The organism is Aeromonas sp. 604176 (genome assembly GCF_049170755.1).
Taxonomy (GTDB): domain Bacteria; phylum Pseudomonadota; class Gammaproteobacteria; order Enterobacterales; family Aeromonadaceae; genus Aeromonas; species Aeromonas veronii_A.
The window spans coordinates 1-15,443 of record NZ_JAAKNE010000104.1; the positions used below are offsets into that span (position 1 = coordinate 1).

Annotated in this window: 15 protein-coding genes; 9 read left to right on the forward strand and 6 right to left on the reverse strand. The window is 60.6% G+C overall.

Annotated features, from left to right (window positions below; all coding sequences use genetic code 11):
• On the reverse strand, positions 1-1,022 hold a 1,022-nt coding region (locus G5358_RS16395; protein ID WP_421324493.1), incomplete at its 3' end, for a 1-acyl-sn-glycerol-3-phosphate acyltransferase.
• Positions 1,023-1,226: 204 nt separating this feature from the next.
• Between G5358_RS16395 and lexA the strand changes: the two genes are divergently transcribed.
• From lexA to dinF, 4 genes are all read left to right on the forward strand, one after another.
• The gene (gene lexA, locus G5358_RS16400; RefSeq protein WP_421324494.1) at positions 1,227-1,850 is read left to right on the forward strand and encodes a transcriptional repressor LexA; all 624 of its coding nucleotides are present in this window, start codon (positions 1,227-1,229) and stop codon (positions 1,848-1,850) included.
• 483 nt (positions 1,851-2,333) lie between these two features.
• Positions 2,334-2,549: a hypothetical protein gene (locus tag G5358_RS16405; protein ID WP_019446524.1), complete on the forward strand. Its 216-nt coding sequence runs from the start codon at positions 2,334-2,336 to the stop codon at positions 2,547-2,549.
• A 209-nt stretch (positions 2,550-2,758) separates the two neighbouring features.
• Positions 2,759-3,385 (forward strand): SCO family protein, encoded by a 627-nt coding sequence (locus tag G5358_RS16410; RefSeq protein ID WP_005339543.1) that lies wholly within the window; start codon positions 2,759-2,761, stop codon positions 3,383-3,385.
• Between the two features lie 2 nt (positions 3,386-3,387).
• Positions 3,388-4,749, forward strand: a complete 1,362-nt coding sequence (dinF, locus tag G5358_RS16415) for an MATE family efflux transporter DinF (RefSeq protein ID WP_421324496.1) — start codon at positions 3,388-3,390, stop codon at positions 4,747-4,749.
• Between the two features lie 13 nt (positions 4,750-4,762).
• Here dinF and trmL read toward each other — a convergent pair whose 3' ends face one another.
• The 3 genes from trmL to G5358_RS16430 all read right to left on the reverse strand — a co-directional run bounded on the left by trmL (position 4,763) and on the right by G5358_RS16430 (position 7,349).
• Entirely contained in the window at positions 4,763-5,227 is a 465-nt protein-coding gene (gene trmL / locus G5358_RS16420; protein ID WP_005339545.1) for a tRNA (uridine(34)/cytosine(34)/5-carboxymethylaminomethyluridine(34)-2'-O)-methyltransferase TrmL, read from the reverse strand.
• Between the two features lie 74 nt (positions 5,228-5,301).
• Positions 5,302-6,672 carry an ATP-binding protein gene (locus G5358_RS16425; RefSeq protein ID WP_410170594.1) on the reverse strand — a complete coding sequence of 457 codons (1,371 nt, stop codon included), beginning with the start codon at positions 6,670-6,672 and terminating at the stop codon, positions 5,302-5,304.
• Entirely contained in the window at positions 6,654-7,349 is a 696-nt protein-coding gene (locus G5358_RS16430; protein WP_216952361.1) for a response regulator, read from the reverse strand. Before G5358_RS16430 ends, G5358_RS16425 begins: the two co-directional genes overlap by 19 nt.
• 85 nt (positions 7,350-7,434) lie before the next feature.
• Here G5358_RS16430 and G5358_RS16435 point away from each other — a divergent pair, with 85 nt between their 5' ends.
• From G5358_RS16435 to G5358_RS16450, 4 genes are all read left to right on the forward strand, one after another.
• Positions 7,435-8,346 (forward strand): cation diffusion facilitator family transporter, encoded by a 912-nt coding sequence (locus G5358_RS16435; protein WP_216952360.1) that lies wholly within the window; start codon positions 7,435-7,437, stop codon positions 8,344-8,346.
• An 8-nt stretch (positions 8,347-8,354) separates the two neighbouring features.
• Positions 8,355-9,134: a serine O-acetyltransferase gene (gene cysE, locus G5358_RS16440; protein WP_005339552.1), complete on the forward strand. Its 780-nt coding sequence runs from the start codon at positions 8,355-8,357 to the stop codon at positions 9,132-9,134.
• Positions 9,135-9,154: 20 nt separating this feature from the next.
• The gene (locus G5358_RS16445) at positions 9,155-10,435 is read left to right on the forward strand and encodes a hypothetical protein (protein ID WP_216952359.1); all 1,281 of its coding nucleotides are present in this window, start codon (positions 9,155-9,157) and stop codon (positions 10,433-10,435) included.
• 246 nt (positions 10,436-10,681) lie between these two features.
• Positions 10,682-10,891 carry a cell division protein ZapB gene (locus G5358_RS16450; RefSeq protein WP_005339554.1) on the forward strand — a complete coding sequence of 70 codons (210 nt, stop codon included), beginning with the start codon at positions 10,682-10,684 and terminating at the stop codon, positions 10,889-10,891.
• 72 nt (positions 10,892-10,963) lie between these two features.
• On the opposite strand, the gene elbB is transcribed toward G5358_RS16450, so the two are convergent.
• Positions 10,964-11,614: an isoprenoid biosynthesis glyoxalase ElbB gene (gene elbB / locus G5358_RS16455; protein WP_216952358.1), complete on the reverse strand. Its 651-nt coding sequence runs from the start codon at positions 11,612-11,614 to the stop codon at positions 10,964-10,966.
• 400 nt (positions 11,615-12,014) lie between these two features.
• Between elbB and polA the strand changes: the two genes are divergently transcribed.
• Entirely contained in the window at positions 12,015-14,780 is a 2,766-nt protein-coding gene (gene polA, locus G5358_RS16460) for a DNA polymerase I (RefSeq protein WP_216952357.1), read from the forward strand.
• Positions 14,781-14,868: 88 nt separating this feature from the next.
• On the opposite strand, the gene G5358_RS16465 is transcribed toward polA, so the two are convergent.
• A complete protein-coding gene (locus G5358_RS16465; protein WP_108541386.1) occupies positions 14,869-15,408 on the reverse strand; it encodes a gamma carbonic anhydrase family protein in 540 nt (179 codons plus the stop codon).
• Positions 15,409-15,443 lie beyond the last annotated feature (35 nt).

The window sequence follows — 15,443 nt, forward strand, 5'->3', positions numbered from 1 at the left end:
AAGTTGAGGTTGATGCCCGCCGCGATATGGGGCGGCACCATCCCCTGGTGATAGATGACGTAGGAGAGCAGCAGGTAGTCCATGTGGCTGCGGTGGCAGGGAACGTAGACGATCTCGTGTCCCTCTTGTGCCAGCTGGCGTACCTTCTCGGCGCCATTGACGGAGAGCCCGCGGTAGAGCTTGTTCCACAGCCAGCCGAGGAAGCTCTCGCCCAGGCGGATCAGCCGGTAGGAGAAGTTGGAGGCGATCTCGTCCATGTAGCCATGGGCGCGCTTTTGCGCCTTCTCGAGGCTGATCCCCTCGCGCTGGGCTTCCTCTTCAATCGCCTGCTGGATCACCGCGGAGTCGAGCAACTGCTTGAACAGCAGGTTGCGGTTCGGCAGTTTCGGGCCGGTAGCGGCCAGCTGCTGGCGGCTGAAGTGGGTACGGGCCACTCGCGCCAGCTTGTGGGCGATCGCCTCGTCGGTGCCGTGCTTGTCGGCCATGTAGCGCAGGGAGAGGGGCGGCGAGAAGCGCACCAGATTCTCGCGACCCTTGAGGATCACGATGAGCGCCTTCTTCAGCCGGTTCGGCGCCAGGCTGCTGATGATGTTGAGGCCGGAGGCTTCTTCCCCTTCCCGACCCGGAGCGCGGCCCCAGAACAGGGTGACGGGCACCACCTGGATATCCAGCTCGGGATCCTGCTTGTGCAGATCCAGCAGCTGGTGGAACTCCTGCAGGAAGGGGAGCGGTTTGCTGCGTTTGCCAAACAGGGGAGGCGGACGATCCAGACAGACATAGCGCGGCAGCAGCTGGCCGTTCAGTTCCAGCGGCGTGAAGGGGCCGGGCAGACCGAGATCCTCGCAGCACTGCTGCAGGGTCATCAGGTCGGTGATCGAACTGGTTTTCAGGGCATAGACGATGGGTCTGGCCGGATCCAGATTGAGTTCTGTGATGGGATTTTCCGGCAGGCTCTTGTGATTGACCAAGCCGCTGACCGGCCATTGCAAGATGGCTCTGGAAATCTTCTGTCCTAGGGACATGTGCGTCTGCTCTCCAAAAAAATGCGGCGTGAGCATAGCAAATCGACAGCCCCTTGTCGCCGAGAGGTACGATGAGTCGGCTGCGCAGGATCAAAACAGTAGTAAATGAGGGGTTGGTCGCGACAAATGTCAGCTGCGCCTTGCCTTGGCCACTGCACTGTATATACTGCCAGTGTGCTGTATAAAAAGACAGGTGCCAATTCTATGAAACCCCTTACCCCCCGCCAGGCCGAAGTGCTGGAGCTGATCAAGGTGAACATGAGCGAGACCGGTATGCCGCCGACTCGTGCCGAGATTGCCCAGAAGCTTGGTTTCAAGTCGGCCAATGCGGCCGAAGAACATCTGAAGGCCCTGGCCAAAAAAGGGGTCATCGAGATCATGCCGGGCACGTCCCGCGGCATTCGCCTGCTGCTCGAAGAGGAAGAGGTGCTGGAAGAGAGCGGCCTGCCGCTCATCGGCAAGGTGGCTGCCGGTGAACCCATCCTGGCTCAGGAGCATATCGAGAGCCACTATCAGGTTGATCCCGCCCTGTTCCACCCGCGCGCAGATTTTCTGCTGCGGGTACAGGGGATGAGCATGAAGAACATCGGCATTCTGGATGGCGATCTGCTGGCGGTGCACAAGACTCAGGAGGTGCGCAACGGTCAGGTGGTTGTCGCCCGTCTCGATGAGGATGTCACCGTCAAGCGCTTCCAGCGCAAGGGCAGTCAGGTATGGCTGCTGCCGGAAAATGAAGAGCTCTCCCCCATCGAGGTGGACCTCTCCTGTCAGCAGCTCACCATCGAAGGGCTGGCGGTCGGGGTGATCCGCAACGCCAACTGGATGTAATTATCCCCGCCAACTGCGTTTGCCACACGGCCTCCTTCGGGAGGCCGTGCTGTTTCTGGCGCACTTTCCTTGTCACATCAAACAGATCATCGGTTGCGGCATTTTTGTCCTGCGCGATCGGCTACCAATCATCCATTTCAGATATATGCTCAGATCAGTGCCCTGTCGCCGAGACAGGGCTTGGCACCTCCCTCTGACCATCGCAATGCGCAGGACGGGAGGGCCGGTAACAACGAGAATCGGGCTGTACACCTTCACGGGATATGAAGGGGGAGTGGGGAGATCCCGAGCCTTGTCGGGCAAAGGGGACCACTCGTAATGGTTGCAGATAGTCGTGACGGGCCTGTTCCCAGTTCAGGCCGACGAAGCAACATGACCTGTCGGTCAAGGAGGACTGGTATGGCATCAAGATCGCCATGGGATTCAGAGGCTGGGGCTGCGCCAGCGGAATCGTCAATCACCCGTTTTGTCAAAGGTAGCCGGATGACCTGGTTTTACGGTCTCTGGCTGCACCATCGTGGTTCGCACTGGACGCTCTGGCTGGGATGCCCGAAAGAGAAGGTGGTGCGTCTGGTGCTGCTGTTCAAACGGGGTCACGGTGATCGCCAGGGGGAAGAGGGCTGGCTGGCCCCCGTGATTCCCATCGGCGTGCGGGCCATCGGCAAGATGTTGCAGCAGGGGCGTAACGCTCGCCCCTGAGCAGAAGAGACCAACAAATCCATCCATAACCGGCACCCGAGGGGGCCGGTTTTTTTATGGCCGCAACTGGCGATTAATTATGCCAAATGGTCGACTCCTGACAGGGCGTTGCACAAGGTTGAACCACCTTGGCGGCTCGCTGGGGTACAATGCCCCCTCTTGTCCGGTCACTGCTGGCCATCTGCCTCGAACTGAAAGGGTCTCTTGTTATGATGAAGCTCCGCTATCCCCTGCTCTTTCTGCTGCTGACAGCCTGCCTGATCCTGGTGTTCTACGCCACGCAGCCAGAGCAGCCGGAACAGGCCGACTACTATCCAGCGGGGCGGGACATCAATGATTTCGCCTTTACCGATGCGGACAACCAGCCGTTCACCCCTGCCAACCTGAAGGGGCACTGGACCTTCCTGTTTGTCGGCTACACCTTCTGCCCCGATATCTGCCCCACCACGCTGGCAGATATGCGCTCCGTCTATGACCAGCTGAAGAAGATGGCGCCCGACAGTCAGGTGGTGTTTATCTCGGCGGATCCCCAGCGTGACGACATTCCCCGTCTCAAGACCTATACCGCCTTCTTCAATCCCGAGTTCAAGGCGGCCACTGCCCCCCACGACAAGCTGTTCCCGTTCGTGCGCAATCTGGGGCTGATCTACTCCATCGCCAATCAGGGGGAGAAGGATTACCTGATCGATCACTCCGCTTCCATCGTGCTCATCAATCCCAAGGGCAAGCTGCAGGCGGTGTTCCGCCCGCAGGTGGCGCCGGGTCAGGTGCCCAGAGTGCAGATGGCCACCATGCTCTCTGACTTCGCCCGCATTCTGAAGCTGGCAGGCCACTGAGCGTGACCCCAGCTGTTGCCCCCTGGTGGCGAGATCCCTCTCGCCACCGCGCCGTCTTTGCGCTCGCTCTGCCCATGGTCTTCTCCAATATCACCACCCCCTTGCTGGGGCTGGTGGACACCTGGGTGATCGGTCATCTCGGTCAGGCCTGGTTTCTGGGGGGCGTTTCGGTCGGCGCGACCCTGATCAACCTCATCTTCTGGTTGCTCGGTTTTTTGCGGATGTCGACCACCGGACTGACGGCGCAGGCGCACGGCGCCGCCGACGGTCGTGCCCAGCTCGATACCCTGCTGCGGGCGCTGGGGCTGGCCATTGCTCTCGGTCTGGCGCTGCTGTTGTTGCTCTTCCCCCTGTTGCCACGGTTGATCGCCCTGAGTGGCGGCTCGCCCGAGGTGCAGCTTTATGCGGGCCAATATGTGGCGGTGCGGATCTGGAGCGCCCCGGCGGCGCTCTGCAATCTGGTGATCATGGGCTGGCTGTTGGGGATGCAGGATGCCCGCAGCCCCATGGTGATGTTGATCCTCACCAATCTGGTCAATATGGCGCTCGATGCTCTGTTTGTGCTGGGGCTCTGCTGGCAGGTGCGGGGTGTGGCGGCGGCCTCGGTCATGGCGGACTACTGCGCGCTGGCAGTCGGTATCTGGCTGGTACGCCGTCAGCTGCGGCAACTGGCACCGACGGTGTGGCAGGATGGCTGGCAGCGCTGGCGACAGCTCGCGCCCATGGTGCGGCTGCTCGGTCTCAACCGCGATATCTTCCTGCGCTCCCTCTGTTTGCAGCTCTGCTTCGCCTTTATGACTCTGCAAGGGGCACGACTGGGGGATGTGGCGGTGGCCGCCAATGCGGTGCTGCTCAACTTCCTGATGCTCATCTCCTACGGACTCGATGGTTTTGCCTATGCGGTGGAGGCCATGGTAGGACGAGCCATCGGTCAGCAGGATCGGCAGAAACTGCGGGAGGCCATCGTGCTCAATCTAGGCTGGGCCGCCCTCATCGCCAGTGGTTTTACCCTGGTGTTTGCCCTCTTTGGTGCCCACCTTATCGGCTATATCACCGACATTCCGGCCGTGGTGGCGGAGGCACATCGTCAGCTTCCCTGGCTGATCGCCATGCCCTTGCTGGCGGTCTGGTGCTTTCTGCTGGATGGCGTGTTCATCGGGGCGACCCGGGCGCGGGAGATGCGCAACAGCATGTTGCTGGCCGCGTTTGGCGGCTTCTTCCCGATCTGGTGGCTCTGTCAGTCGTGGGGCGTGGCCGCGCTATGGGCGGCGATGGCGGCGCTGATGGTGGGGCGCGGTCTGTCGCTGGGGGTCACTTGCTGGCGGCTGGAGCGCAGCGGGCATCTGCTCGACGCCCGCCACTGATCATCGGTGGCGCTTACATGGCACCGTCGTAGCCGAGCTGGCGCCAGCTCTCGTAGACAAATACAGACACCGCGTTGGAGAGGTTCATGCTGCGGCTCTGGGGCACCATAGGGATGCGCAGCCGCTGCTCGAATGGCAGACTCTCGATGATCTCGATGGGCAGGCCGCGACTCTCCGGGCCAAACAGCAGGGCGTCGCCAAGGGCATATTGTGCTGCCGAGTGCGCGGTGCGCCCCTTGGTGGTGCAGGCAAACACCCGTTTGGGCGCCACGGCTGCCAGAAAAGCCTCATAGCTCGGCCAGCGCTTCACCTCAGCAAACTCGTGATAGTCGAGTCCCGCCCGCTTTACCCGCTTGTCATCCCACTCAAATCCCAGCGGCTCGATCAGGTGGAGCCGGTAACCGGTATTGGCGCAGAGCCGGATGATATTGCCGGTGTTGGGCGGAATTTCCGGCTGGTAGAGGACGATATCGAGCATGACGAGCTCCTGCAAAGAGATGTAAAGCCAAGAAGGGGCGCCAGCATACCCAGCGCCCGTCCGGATGAAAAGGATCAGGCGATGGGCAAGCGGATGGTGATGGTCAGCCCGGTCGGGTGATTGTTGCTGGCCGCAATGGTGCCGCCGTGGCGCTGTATTGCCTCCGAGGCTATGGCCAGCCCCAGCCCGGTGCCGCCAGTCTTGGCGTTGCGGGCATCATCGACCCGGAAGAAGGGCTGGAACAGCAGCGCCTGCTGCTCGTCAGGCACCCCGGGGCCGTCATCCCGAATGGTCATCACCCACTCCAGTCCCTCCCGATACCAGTCCACCTTGATGAACTCGCGGGCATACTTGAGGGCGTTGCGCAGGGGGTTCTCCACCGCCCGGGCCAGCAGCTCGGGCCACATCTGGATCGACTCTGCGGGCAGTGGCGGCAGTCTGAGCTGTTTGCCGCTCTGGTTTGCCTCGAACATGGCATCTTCGAGGATGGGCTCCAGCAGGTCGGCCAGCGGGTGCACCACCGGTGCCTCCACATGCTGCTGCACCCGCGACAGATCCAACAGATCGCCGATCAGCTTGTCCAGCCGTCCGATCTCCGATTCGATCCGCGCCAGCTCGGCGCTGTCACCCTGCTTGCGGCGGATCAGCGCCTGCGCCAGTTGCATCCGGGTGAGGGGGCTGCGCAGCTCGTGGGAGATATCGGAAAGCAGCTGTTTCTGCTTCTGGATCATGCTCTTGAGTGTCTCCACCATGCGGCTGACGTTATCCGCCAGCTGGCCGATCTCGTCGCCCCGTCCCAGGTTGGGGATCTGTACCTCCAGATTGCCAGCCGCCAGTTGGGAGACCGACTTCTGCAACTGCAGGATGGGGCGGGTCAGCCGCCAGGCGAGCAGCAGGCAGAGCGGGGTGCTGACCAGCATCGAGATGCCCAGAATGCGGATCGGGTGATCCAGCACCTGTATGAACAGGAACAGGTAGGGGTTCTCGGCATTGAGGCCGAAATAGACGTGATAGCGATGGCCGCGGTGCTCCATCAGGAAGGGACCAGCGATCGCCTTGCGATCCTCGTTGCCCAGCATGGGTTTGGCCGGGTCATCGGCGTCCACCATAAAGCGCACCACAAACTTGCGCGGATGGGTGGTGGACTGGATCTGCCCCCTCTCGTCGCGCAGGTAGACATTGTCCACCGGGAGCATGGCGATCTTGTCCATCGTTTTGGCCAGATCGAAATCCTGATTCGGATCGGCAGCGTTGAGCAGGGCCTGCACATTTTTCTGCATTCGCACCGCCTCATGGGTCGGCAGCGGGATCTGGTTGCGAGGATCCAGAGTGGGCAGGCTGATCACGGCGGCCAGCATCACCAGCAGCATGAACCAGAACCAGAGGAAGATGTGGGTCGATATGCCGTTGAGGGAGCTGGTACTCTTTATTCTTGCTCTAGCCACAGGTAACCGCGCCCCCGTACGGTTTTGAAGCGGGGCTGGCCATCACTGCGGTCCGGCAGCTTCTTGCGCAGGTTGCTCAGGTGCATGTCGATGGCCCGATCGAAGGGCTCCAGCTTCTTGCCAAGCACCTGTTCGGAGAGGTGGCTCTTGCTGACAATCTGGCCGGGATTGCGCAGCAGGCACTCCAGCAGCCCGAATTCGGTGGCGGTCAGCTCCAGCAGTTGTACGCCGCAGCGGGCCTGCTGCAGGCCGGGTTGCAGCACGATATCCATGAAGTGCACTTCGTCGGAGGAGCTGCCACGCTGGGGCGGGGCACTCTGGGTACGGCGCAGGATGGCGCGAACCCGGGCCAGCAGCTCCCGATCGTCGAACGGCTTGGCCAGATAGTCGTCGGCACCCGCTTCCAGACCGTTAACCCGATCCTGGCTGTCGCCACGAGCGGTCAACATCAGCACCGGGGTTTCATGGGTCTTGCGCAGCTTGGTCAGCATGGCAAAGCCGTTGAGTTTGGGCATCATCACGTCCAGCAGCACCAGATCGAAGCCCTGCTCCGCCAGCCGTTGCAGCCCCTCTTCACCATCCTCGGCGACCGTGACCTGAAATCCTTCCAGGGTCAGAATTTCGGTGAGCAGCTGGGTCAATTCAAGATCGTCGTCGACCAGGAGTATTCTGTTCATCGGGTGTTATTCCGCAGATTTTCGCGCCAAACTGACGCCGGGGTCAGGGTATAATAAGTTTTTCATCGCCAGAGGAAAGCCGGTTTTGAGCCATCAACAATATTCCCGTTGGGTTACCTTTGCCAGCATGGCGGCCGTCACGACTGCCACCCTGCTCATCATCGGCAAACTGATCGCCTGGCTGATGACAGACTCGTCGACCCTGCTGGCGTCGCTCACCGACTCTTTTATGGATGTGAGTGCCTCCATCATCAACCTGCTGGCCATTCGCTATGCGCTGGCCCCCGCCGATGATGAACACCGCTTCGGTCACGGCAAGGCGGAGTCTCTGGCGGGGCTGATCCAGTCGGCCTTTATCTCCGGTTCCGCATTGCTGCTGGTGATGCACGGCATCTCCTCCCTGCTCAAACAGGCACCTATTGAACGGTTAGAGGCGGGTCTCTGGGTTAGTGGCGGTTCCATTGTGCTGACCCTTCTGCTGGTCAGTTTCCAGAGTTTCGTTATTCGCAAGACCAACAGCGTGGCCATCAAGGCGGACATGTTGCACTACCGCTCCGATCTGCTGCTCAACGCCGGTGTCTTGCTGGCGCTGGTGCTGGCGGGGCAGGGGTGGTACTGGGCTGACGGCCTGTTTGCCATCCTGATCGGGTTGTTCCTGTTGTGGGGGGCGGGACATATCGGCTACGAGTCGGTGCAGGCCCTGCTCGATCGTCAGTTGCCAGCGGAAGAACAAGCGAGAATAATGGCGCTCTGCTGTGCCGTAGAAGGTGTACACGGCGTACATGACCTGCGCACCCGTCAATCCGGGCCGACCCGATTCGTACAGTTGCATCTGGAACTGGATGATCAGATCCCCCTGGTCAAGGCCCATCAGATCGCCGATGAAGCCGAGCTGGCGGTACGCCAGGCATTCGAGCGGATGGATGTCATCATCCACATGGACCCCATCTCGGTGCTGACAAAAGAACAACAGAGCCCTCACCCAGAACAACAGTAGGCTGCAACATGGATGAACTGGTTGCCAAAACCTGGCACAAAATTCAGCAAGAAGCGGAGTGCATGGCGGCCCAGGAGCCGATGCTGGCCAGCTTCTTCCACTCCACCATTCTAAATCACAAGAATCTGCGTTCGGCCCTCAGCTTCCAGCTGGCCAACAAACTCGACAGCGCCACCATGCCCGCCATCGCTCTGCGCGAGGTGATCGAGCTGGCCCTGCGCAGCGAGCCCGAGTTGCTGACGGTAGTGGCGGCCGACATCTGCGCCGTGCAGGAGCGCGATCCTGCGGTCGATCTCTTCTCCACCCCGCTGCTTTACCTCAAGGGGTTCCATGCCCTGCAGGGCTATCGGGTCGCCAACTGGCTGTGGCGTCAGGGGCGCCGCTCGCTGGCCCTTTATCTGCAAAACCAGATCTCGGTGGTGTTCGGGGTGGATGTGCACCCGGCTGCCCGCATCGGCAAGGGGATCATGTTTGACCATGCCACCGGCATAGTGGTGGGCGAGACGGCGGTGATTGAAGATGATGTCTCCATCCTGCAGAGCGTGACCCTCGGTGGTACCGGCAAGGAGAGCGGCGATCGCCACCCCAAGATCCGCGAAGGGGTGATGATAGGGGCGGGCGCCAAGGTGCTCGGCAATATCGAAGTGGGCGTGGGTGCCAAAATTGGCGCGGGCAGCGTGGTGATCAACCCGGTGCCACCTCATACCACGGTTGCTGGCGTACCCGCCAAGATCGTCGGCCGTCCGGAGTGCGACAAGCCTTCACTGGATATGGATCAGTGTCTCTGATCTCCTGACCGGAGGCGTCGATGGCCAAACGCTGGTCGGGTTATCTGATTTTGGGGATGTGGCTGCTCAACCTGCTTCATCTCTATCTGGGTCTCTCCCCCTGGCCCGCGGCCATTGCAGCCTGGGGGGCGTCACTGCTCACCTGGCCCTGGCTGGTAGGGGCCGCCAGGCGGCAGGCGCTGGCCCTGTATAGTGCCGCCCTGCTGCTGTTGATCTTCTCCTGGTGGCAGGGCGCGACCCTCATTGCCGGTGACTGGCTGCTGCCCAATATCAATATGCTCACCATGTTTGCCGCGGTGAGCACCCTCAACCTTGCCACTTCCGGCTTGCTGACCGGCACCACCTCCTGGACCGGGCGCAAGGGGCTGTGGAGCACCATGGCCAGCCTCAATCTGCTGGGGGCGGTCATCAACCTCTCGGTGCTCTTTATCATCGGCGATCGGCTGGAGCGCAATGGCACCCTGGAGCGGCGTCAGGTGATGGTACTGAGCCGGATCTTCTGTGCCGCCGCCTTCTGGTCACCCTTCTTTGTCGCCATGGCGGTAGCACTGACCTATGCGCCGGGTTTGCAACTCTCCCATATTCTGCCGTTCGGGATCCTCGCCGCCTTGCTGGCGATGGGGCTGACCGCCTGGCAGGTGGAGCGGATCGGAGTGGCCGATTTTGCCGGTTATCCGCTGCGGCTGCAGACCCTGGGGTTGCCGGTCACGCTGGCGCTGCTGGTGCTCCTCATCAAGCAGATCTGGCCCCAGCTTGGCATTCTGGCAGTGATCGCGCTGGTGGCCCCACTGCTGGCGCTGCTCTTTATGCCGAGGGTTGGGCGCAAGGCGGCCCTCAAGCGGCAGGTGGTGGAACGCTTTCCCGCCATCGGCGGTCAGCTGGTGTTGTTTCTGGGGGCCGGTTTGCTGGCGGCAGGCATCAACAGTGCGCTGTCGGTCATCGATTTCGGCTCCGGTCACGGTCTGCCGCTGTTCAACCACTTTGGCTGGCTTGAGGCATCCCTCACTCTGCTGCTGATCCTGCTGGTGGCCATCGTCGGGGTACATCCGCTCATCAGTATCTCCGGGCTGGCGCCGCTGCTCTGGCCGCTGGCGCCGGATCCCAGCCTGCTCGGCATGTGTTTCCTGCTGGGATGGGGGCTTGCCACCGGCACCAGTCCGCTCTCCGGATCCAATCTGGCGCTGGCCTCCCGCTACAACCTCAGTGCCGGGCTGATCCTGCGCTGGAACCTGCTCTACGGCCTGCTGATGTATGTCGTCGCCTGTCTGTTGCTGGGGGCTTATATCGCCTTGCATGGATAGCGACCGTGCCATCAGGATGGCATCAATGATGCGTTGGTAGCGGCGCTTTTTAGGTACGGTTTAGAGTGTTGTCGCGGCTCTGGCGCAGGATGCGAGAAAAATAGACGCATATTTAGACAATACATCTATGGAAGGCGCATTTTACAGCGCACTGGCTTGTTTGTGCCGATGCGCTCGGGGTATGCTGGCTTCACGCGCTTGAATCGCCCTCTGTGGGGCATCGCAATTGAACAAACAGGTATGCATATGTCACTAGAAGTCCTTGAGCAACTCGAATCCAAAGTACAATCCGCTGTCGACAACATCTCCCTGCTGAAGATGGAGCTGGACGAGCTGAAAGAGCAGAACAGCAAGCTGCAAGACGAGAACCATCAGCTGCGCAACGAGCACACTGCATGGCAGGAGCGTCTGCGTGCCCTGCTGGGCAAAATGGATCAGATGGGCGAAACCATCTAATTCATCGCCTTCAGGCAGAATTGAAAACGGGCCGCTCCATGAGCGGCCCGTCTGTTTTTGGCTGGGTGAGGATTATAGCGCCAGCAGCTGCTTGACTGTCTTCTCGATGCCGTCCGCCGCCTCGACAATATTGTTGGCCAGCATGTAGGCGGGGGTGGAGATCACCTTGCGCTCCTGATCCACTACGAACTCGTTGACCGGGCAGTTGAGATGGCTGCCACCCATCGCCTCGATGGCGTTGGCGGTACTCTCGTCATGGCCTATGGTCGCCAGCGTCCCGGCGCCATATATCAGCGGGATCATGGCGGGCGCGATGCAGATATACGCGGCCGGCTTGTTGGCTTTGGCAAAGCTCTGGCACGCTTTCAGCACATCGGGCTGGATCTGGCACTCGGCCCCCCGGATGGCGAAGTCGCACAGGTTCTTGGCTGCGCCAAAGCCGCCGGGCACCAGCAGCGCGTCGTAATCGGCCGCATCCAGCTCGGCCACATCCTTTATCTGGCCACGGCAGATGCGGGCCGCTTCGACCAGCACATTGCGGTTCTCTCCCTCGCTCACTTCACCGGTCAGGTGGTTGATGACATGGAGCTGCGCCACGTTCGGGGCGAAGCACTGGACGGCGGCTCCCTGACGGGCCAACGCCAGCAGGCTGATTACGGCCTCGTGGATTTCGGCCCCGTCAAAGACACCGCAGCCACTCAAAATCACGGCCACTTTTTTCATGGCAAACTCCTCGTTGTTGAAAATGTGAGCCAGGATGGATTGTTGTACTTTTGTATGGTTATCGCTCGCCCTCCGCTGGTCAAGTCATCTTGCTGTGCTAGGATTGTTTCGTTTTGGATCCTGCCGTACCTACTCCCTTAAATCTTTTTCCACATTGATCGAGATCATTCCAACTGTCTTGCGATCTGTTTTTACGATCTCAATTCATTGTTTTTAATGGCTTTTTATATTCTTATGCACAGTTTTATCACTGTGCACTCTGATGCGCCCCATTTTTGAACACAGAGTTATCCACAGATTGAGTCCCTTTATCAGGCGCTGTGTGCTGTTGCTGCGCCCCTTGGTGTGAGGGGGGCCCTGTGGCATCCTAGCGGCTGTTTATCTCTGGCAGGACGATTTCATGGCCCCTAGCAACCCCCTTATTCTGGTCGACGGCTCCTCGTATCTTTACCGCGCCTTCTTCGCCTCCCAGCAGGCTGATCTGCGCACATCGACCGGTTTGCCGAGCGGCGCCGTCCGTGTCATGGCCAACATGATGCGCAGCCTGCGCAAGCAATATCCTGACTGTCATGTGGCCGTGGTGTTTGATGCCAAGGGCAAGACCTTCCGCGACGACATCTATCCCGAGTACAAGGCGACCCGCGCCAGCATGCCGGACGATCTGCGCAGCCAGGTTGCCCCTATCCACCAGATGATCAAGGCGATGGGTTTCCCCTTCCTGATGGTGGAGGGGGTGGAGGCCGACGACGTGATCGGCACCCTGGCCCGCCAGGCGACCGAGAAGCAGCTGCCGGTGCTGATCAGCACCGGTGACAAGGATATGGCACAGCTGGTCTCCGACCATGTCACCCTGATCGACACCATGAAAGATGTGAAGACCGATCGGGAAGGGGTGATCGAGAAGTTTGGCGTACCGCCCGAGCTCATCATCGACTATCTGGCCCTGATGGGGGACAAGGTGGACAACATCCCCGGCATGACCGGTGTCGGCGAGAAGACCGCACTGGCCCTGCTGCAGGGGATCGGCAGCATCGACGAGATCGCCGCCAACCTCGACAAGGTGGCTGCGCTCGGTTTCCGCGGCTCCAAGGCGTTCGCCGACAAGTTCCGCGAGCAGGAAGAGCAGGTGCGCCTCTCCTATCGACTGGCGACCATCAAGACCGATGTCGAGCTGGAACAGAGTCTGGAAGAGCTGTTGCTCAAGCCGGTCGACAAGGAGTCCCTGCTGGCGGTCTATCGCGAATACGAGCTGCGCAACCTGATCAAGGAGCTGGAATCCGGTGGTGAAGAGGGCAGCGAGAGCGCCGGACAAGACGAGGCTGGCGATGAGAGCGCCGCTCCGGTTGCCGCCATCGAAACCGACTACCGCTGCATTCTGGACGAAGCCGAGTTTGACGGCTGGCTGGAACAGCTGAAAGCGGCACCGTTGTTTGCCTTCGATACCGAAACCACCAGTCTCGACTATATGGAGGCGCGGATCGTCGGCGTCTCCTTCGCGGTTGAGCCGGGCAAGGCTGCTTATGTGCCGTTTGGCCATGACTATCTGGGGGCACCGTTACAGCTGAGCGAGGCTGTGGTGTTGGGCAAGCTCAAACCGCTGCTGGAAGATCCGACCCGTCTCAAGGTGGGGCAGAATCTCAAGTACGATCGCAACGTGCTGCTCAACCATGACATCGACCTGCAGGGCATCGCCTACGACACCATGCTCGAGTCCTACGTGCTCAACTCAACCGCCAGCCGTCACGACATGGATTCGCTGGCCAAGCGTTACCTCGGGGTCGAGACCACCTCCTTTGAAGATATCGCGGGCAAAGGAGTGAAACAGCTCACCTTCAACCAGATCGAGCTGGAGCAGGCTGCCCCCTATGCGGCGGAAGATGCCGATATCACTTTGCGCCTGCACCAGACCCTGTGGAGTCAGCTGGAGGCCGTACCGGGCCTTGCTAGGGTATTCAGCGAGATCGAGCTGCCGCTGCTGCCGGTATTGGCGCGGATGGAGTTGCTCGGCACCACCATCGATCCCAAGTTGCTGCACCAGCAGAGCCAGGAGATCGAAGTGCGTCTGGCGGAGCTGGAGAAGCAGGCCCATGAGCTGGCTGGACAGGAGTTCAACCTCTCCTCACCCAAGCAGCTTGGGGAGATCCTCTTCACCAAGCTGGGCCTGCCGATCATCAAAAAGACTCCGAAGGGGGCACCGTCCACCGCAGAAGAGGTGCTGGCCGAGCTGGCGGAGACCTATGAGCTGCCGCAACTGCTGATGGAACATCGCGGTCTGGCCAAGCTCAAGTCCACTTACACCGACAAGTTGCCGCTGATGATCAAGCCCCGGACCGGGCGGGTGCACACCTCCTATCATCAGGCGGTAGCGGCTACGGGCCGTTTGTCATCATCTGATCCCAACCTGCAGAACATCCCGGTGCGCAACGAGCAGGGGCGCCGGATCCGTCAGGCCTTTATTCCGAGCGCCGGTTACAAGTTGGTGGCGGCGGACTATTCCCAGATCGAGCTGCGCATCATGGCGCATCTCTCCGGTGACAAGGGGCTGCTGACCGCCTTTGCCGAGGGTAAGGACATCCACAAGGCGACTGCCGCCGAGGTATTCGGCGTGGCGCTCGATGCGGTCACCACCGACATGCGCCGCAGCGCCAAGGCGATCAACTTTGGCCTCATCTACGGCATGAGTGCCTTCGGTCTGGCCAAGCAGTTGGGTATCGGCCGTGCCGAGGCGCAGAAGTACATGGATCTCTACTTCGAACGCTACCCGGGCGTGCTGGAGTATATGGAGCGTACCCGCCAGCAGGCGGAAGCTCAGGGTTATGTCGAGACCCTGTTTGGTCGTCGCCTCTATCTGCCGGATATCAAGTCCCGCAACGCTGGTCTGCGCAAGGCAGCCGAACGGGCCGCCATCAACGCCCCGATGCAGGGCACGGCCGCCGATATCATCAAGCGCGCCATGATCAACGTGGACAGCTGGATTCGCGGTATCGAGGATGAGTCGATCCGCATGCTGATGCAGGTACACGATGAACTGGTGTTCGAGATCCGCGAAGAGAAGCTGGAGGAGTACATCGCCATCATCAAGGAGAAGATGTCGGCTGCTGCCGAACTGCATGTGCCGCTGCTGGTTGAAGCGGGTACCGGCGACAACTGGGATCAGGCCCACTGATTTTCGGTCAGCCGTTTTGCACGGTTATATAGCTATATAAGAAGCGAAGCCCGGCATTATGCCGGGCTTCCTGCTTTTGCCAGCCCTATCAGGTCTCTTGCAGATACTCATCCTTGAGCAGGACATAGTTGTCGGCCGAGGTCTTGAGGAAGGCGATCTCGGCGGGCTTGAGCGGACGAGCCTGTTTGACGGGATTCCCTATATATAGAAAGCCCGACTCGAGTCGCTTGCCCGGTGGCACCAGCGAACCTGCGCCGATCATCACATCATCTTCAACCACGACGCCATCAAGCAGAATGGCACCCATGCCGACCAGCACCCGGTTGCCGATGGTGCAGCCGTGAAGCATCGCCTTGTGACCCACAGTGACATCTTCACCAATCAGCAGCGGATAGCCGGTCGGATTGCTGGCGCTCTTGCGGGTCAGGTGCAATACGGTGCCGTCCTGAATATTGCTGCGGGCGCCGATGCGGATATGGTTCACATCCCCCCGCGCCGCCACCATGGGCCAGATGCTGGCGTCGTCGGCCAGTTCGATATCGCCCACCAGTGTCGCGCAGGGGTCTACATACACCCGTTTGCCCAGTTGCGGGCGTTTTCCCTTGTAGGGTCTCAGTCGCAAGTCCATCTTGGCCTCCTTGTTTTCGGCCATTCTAGCAATCT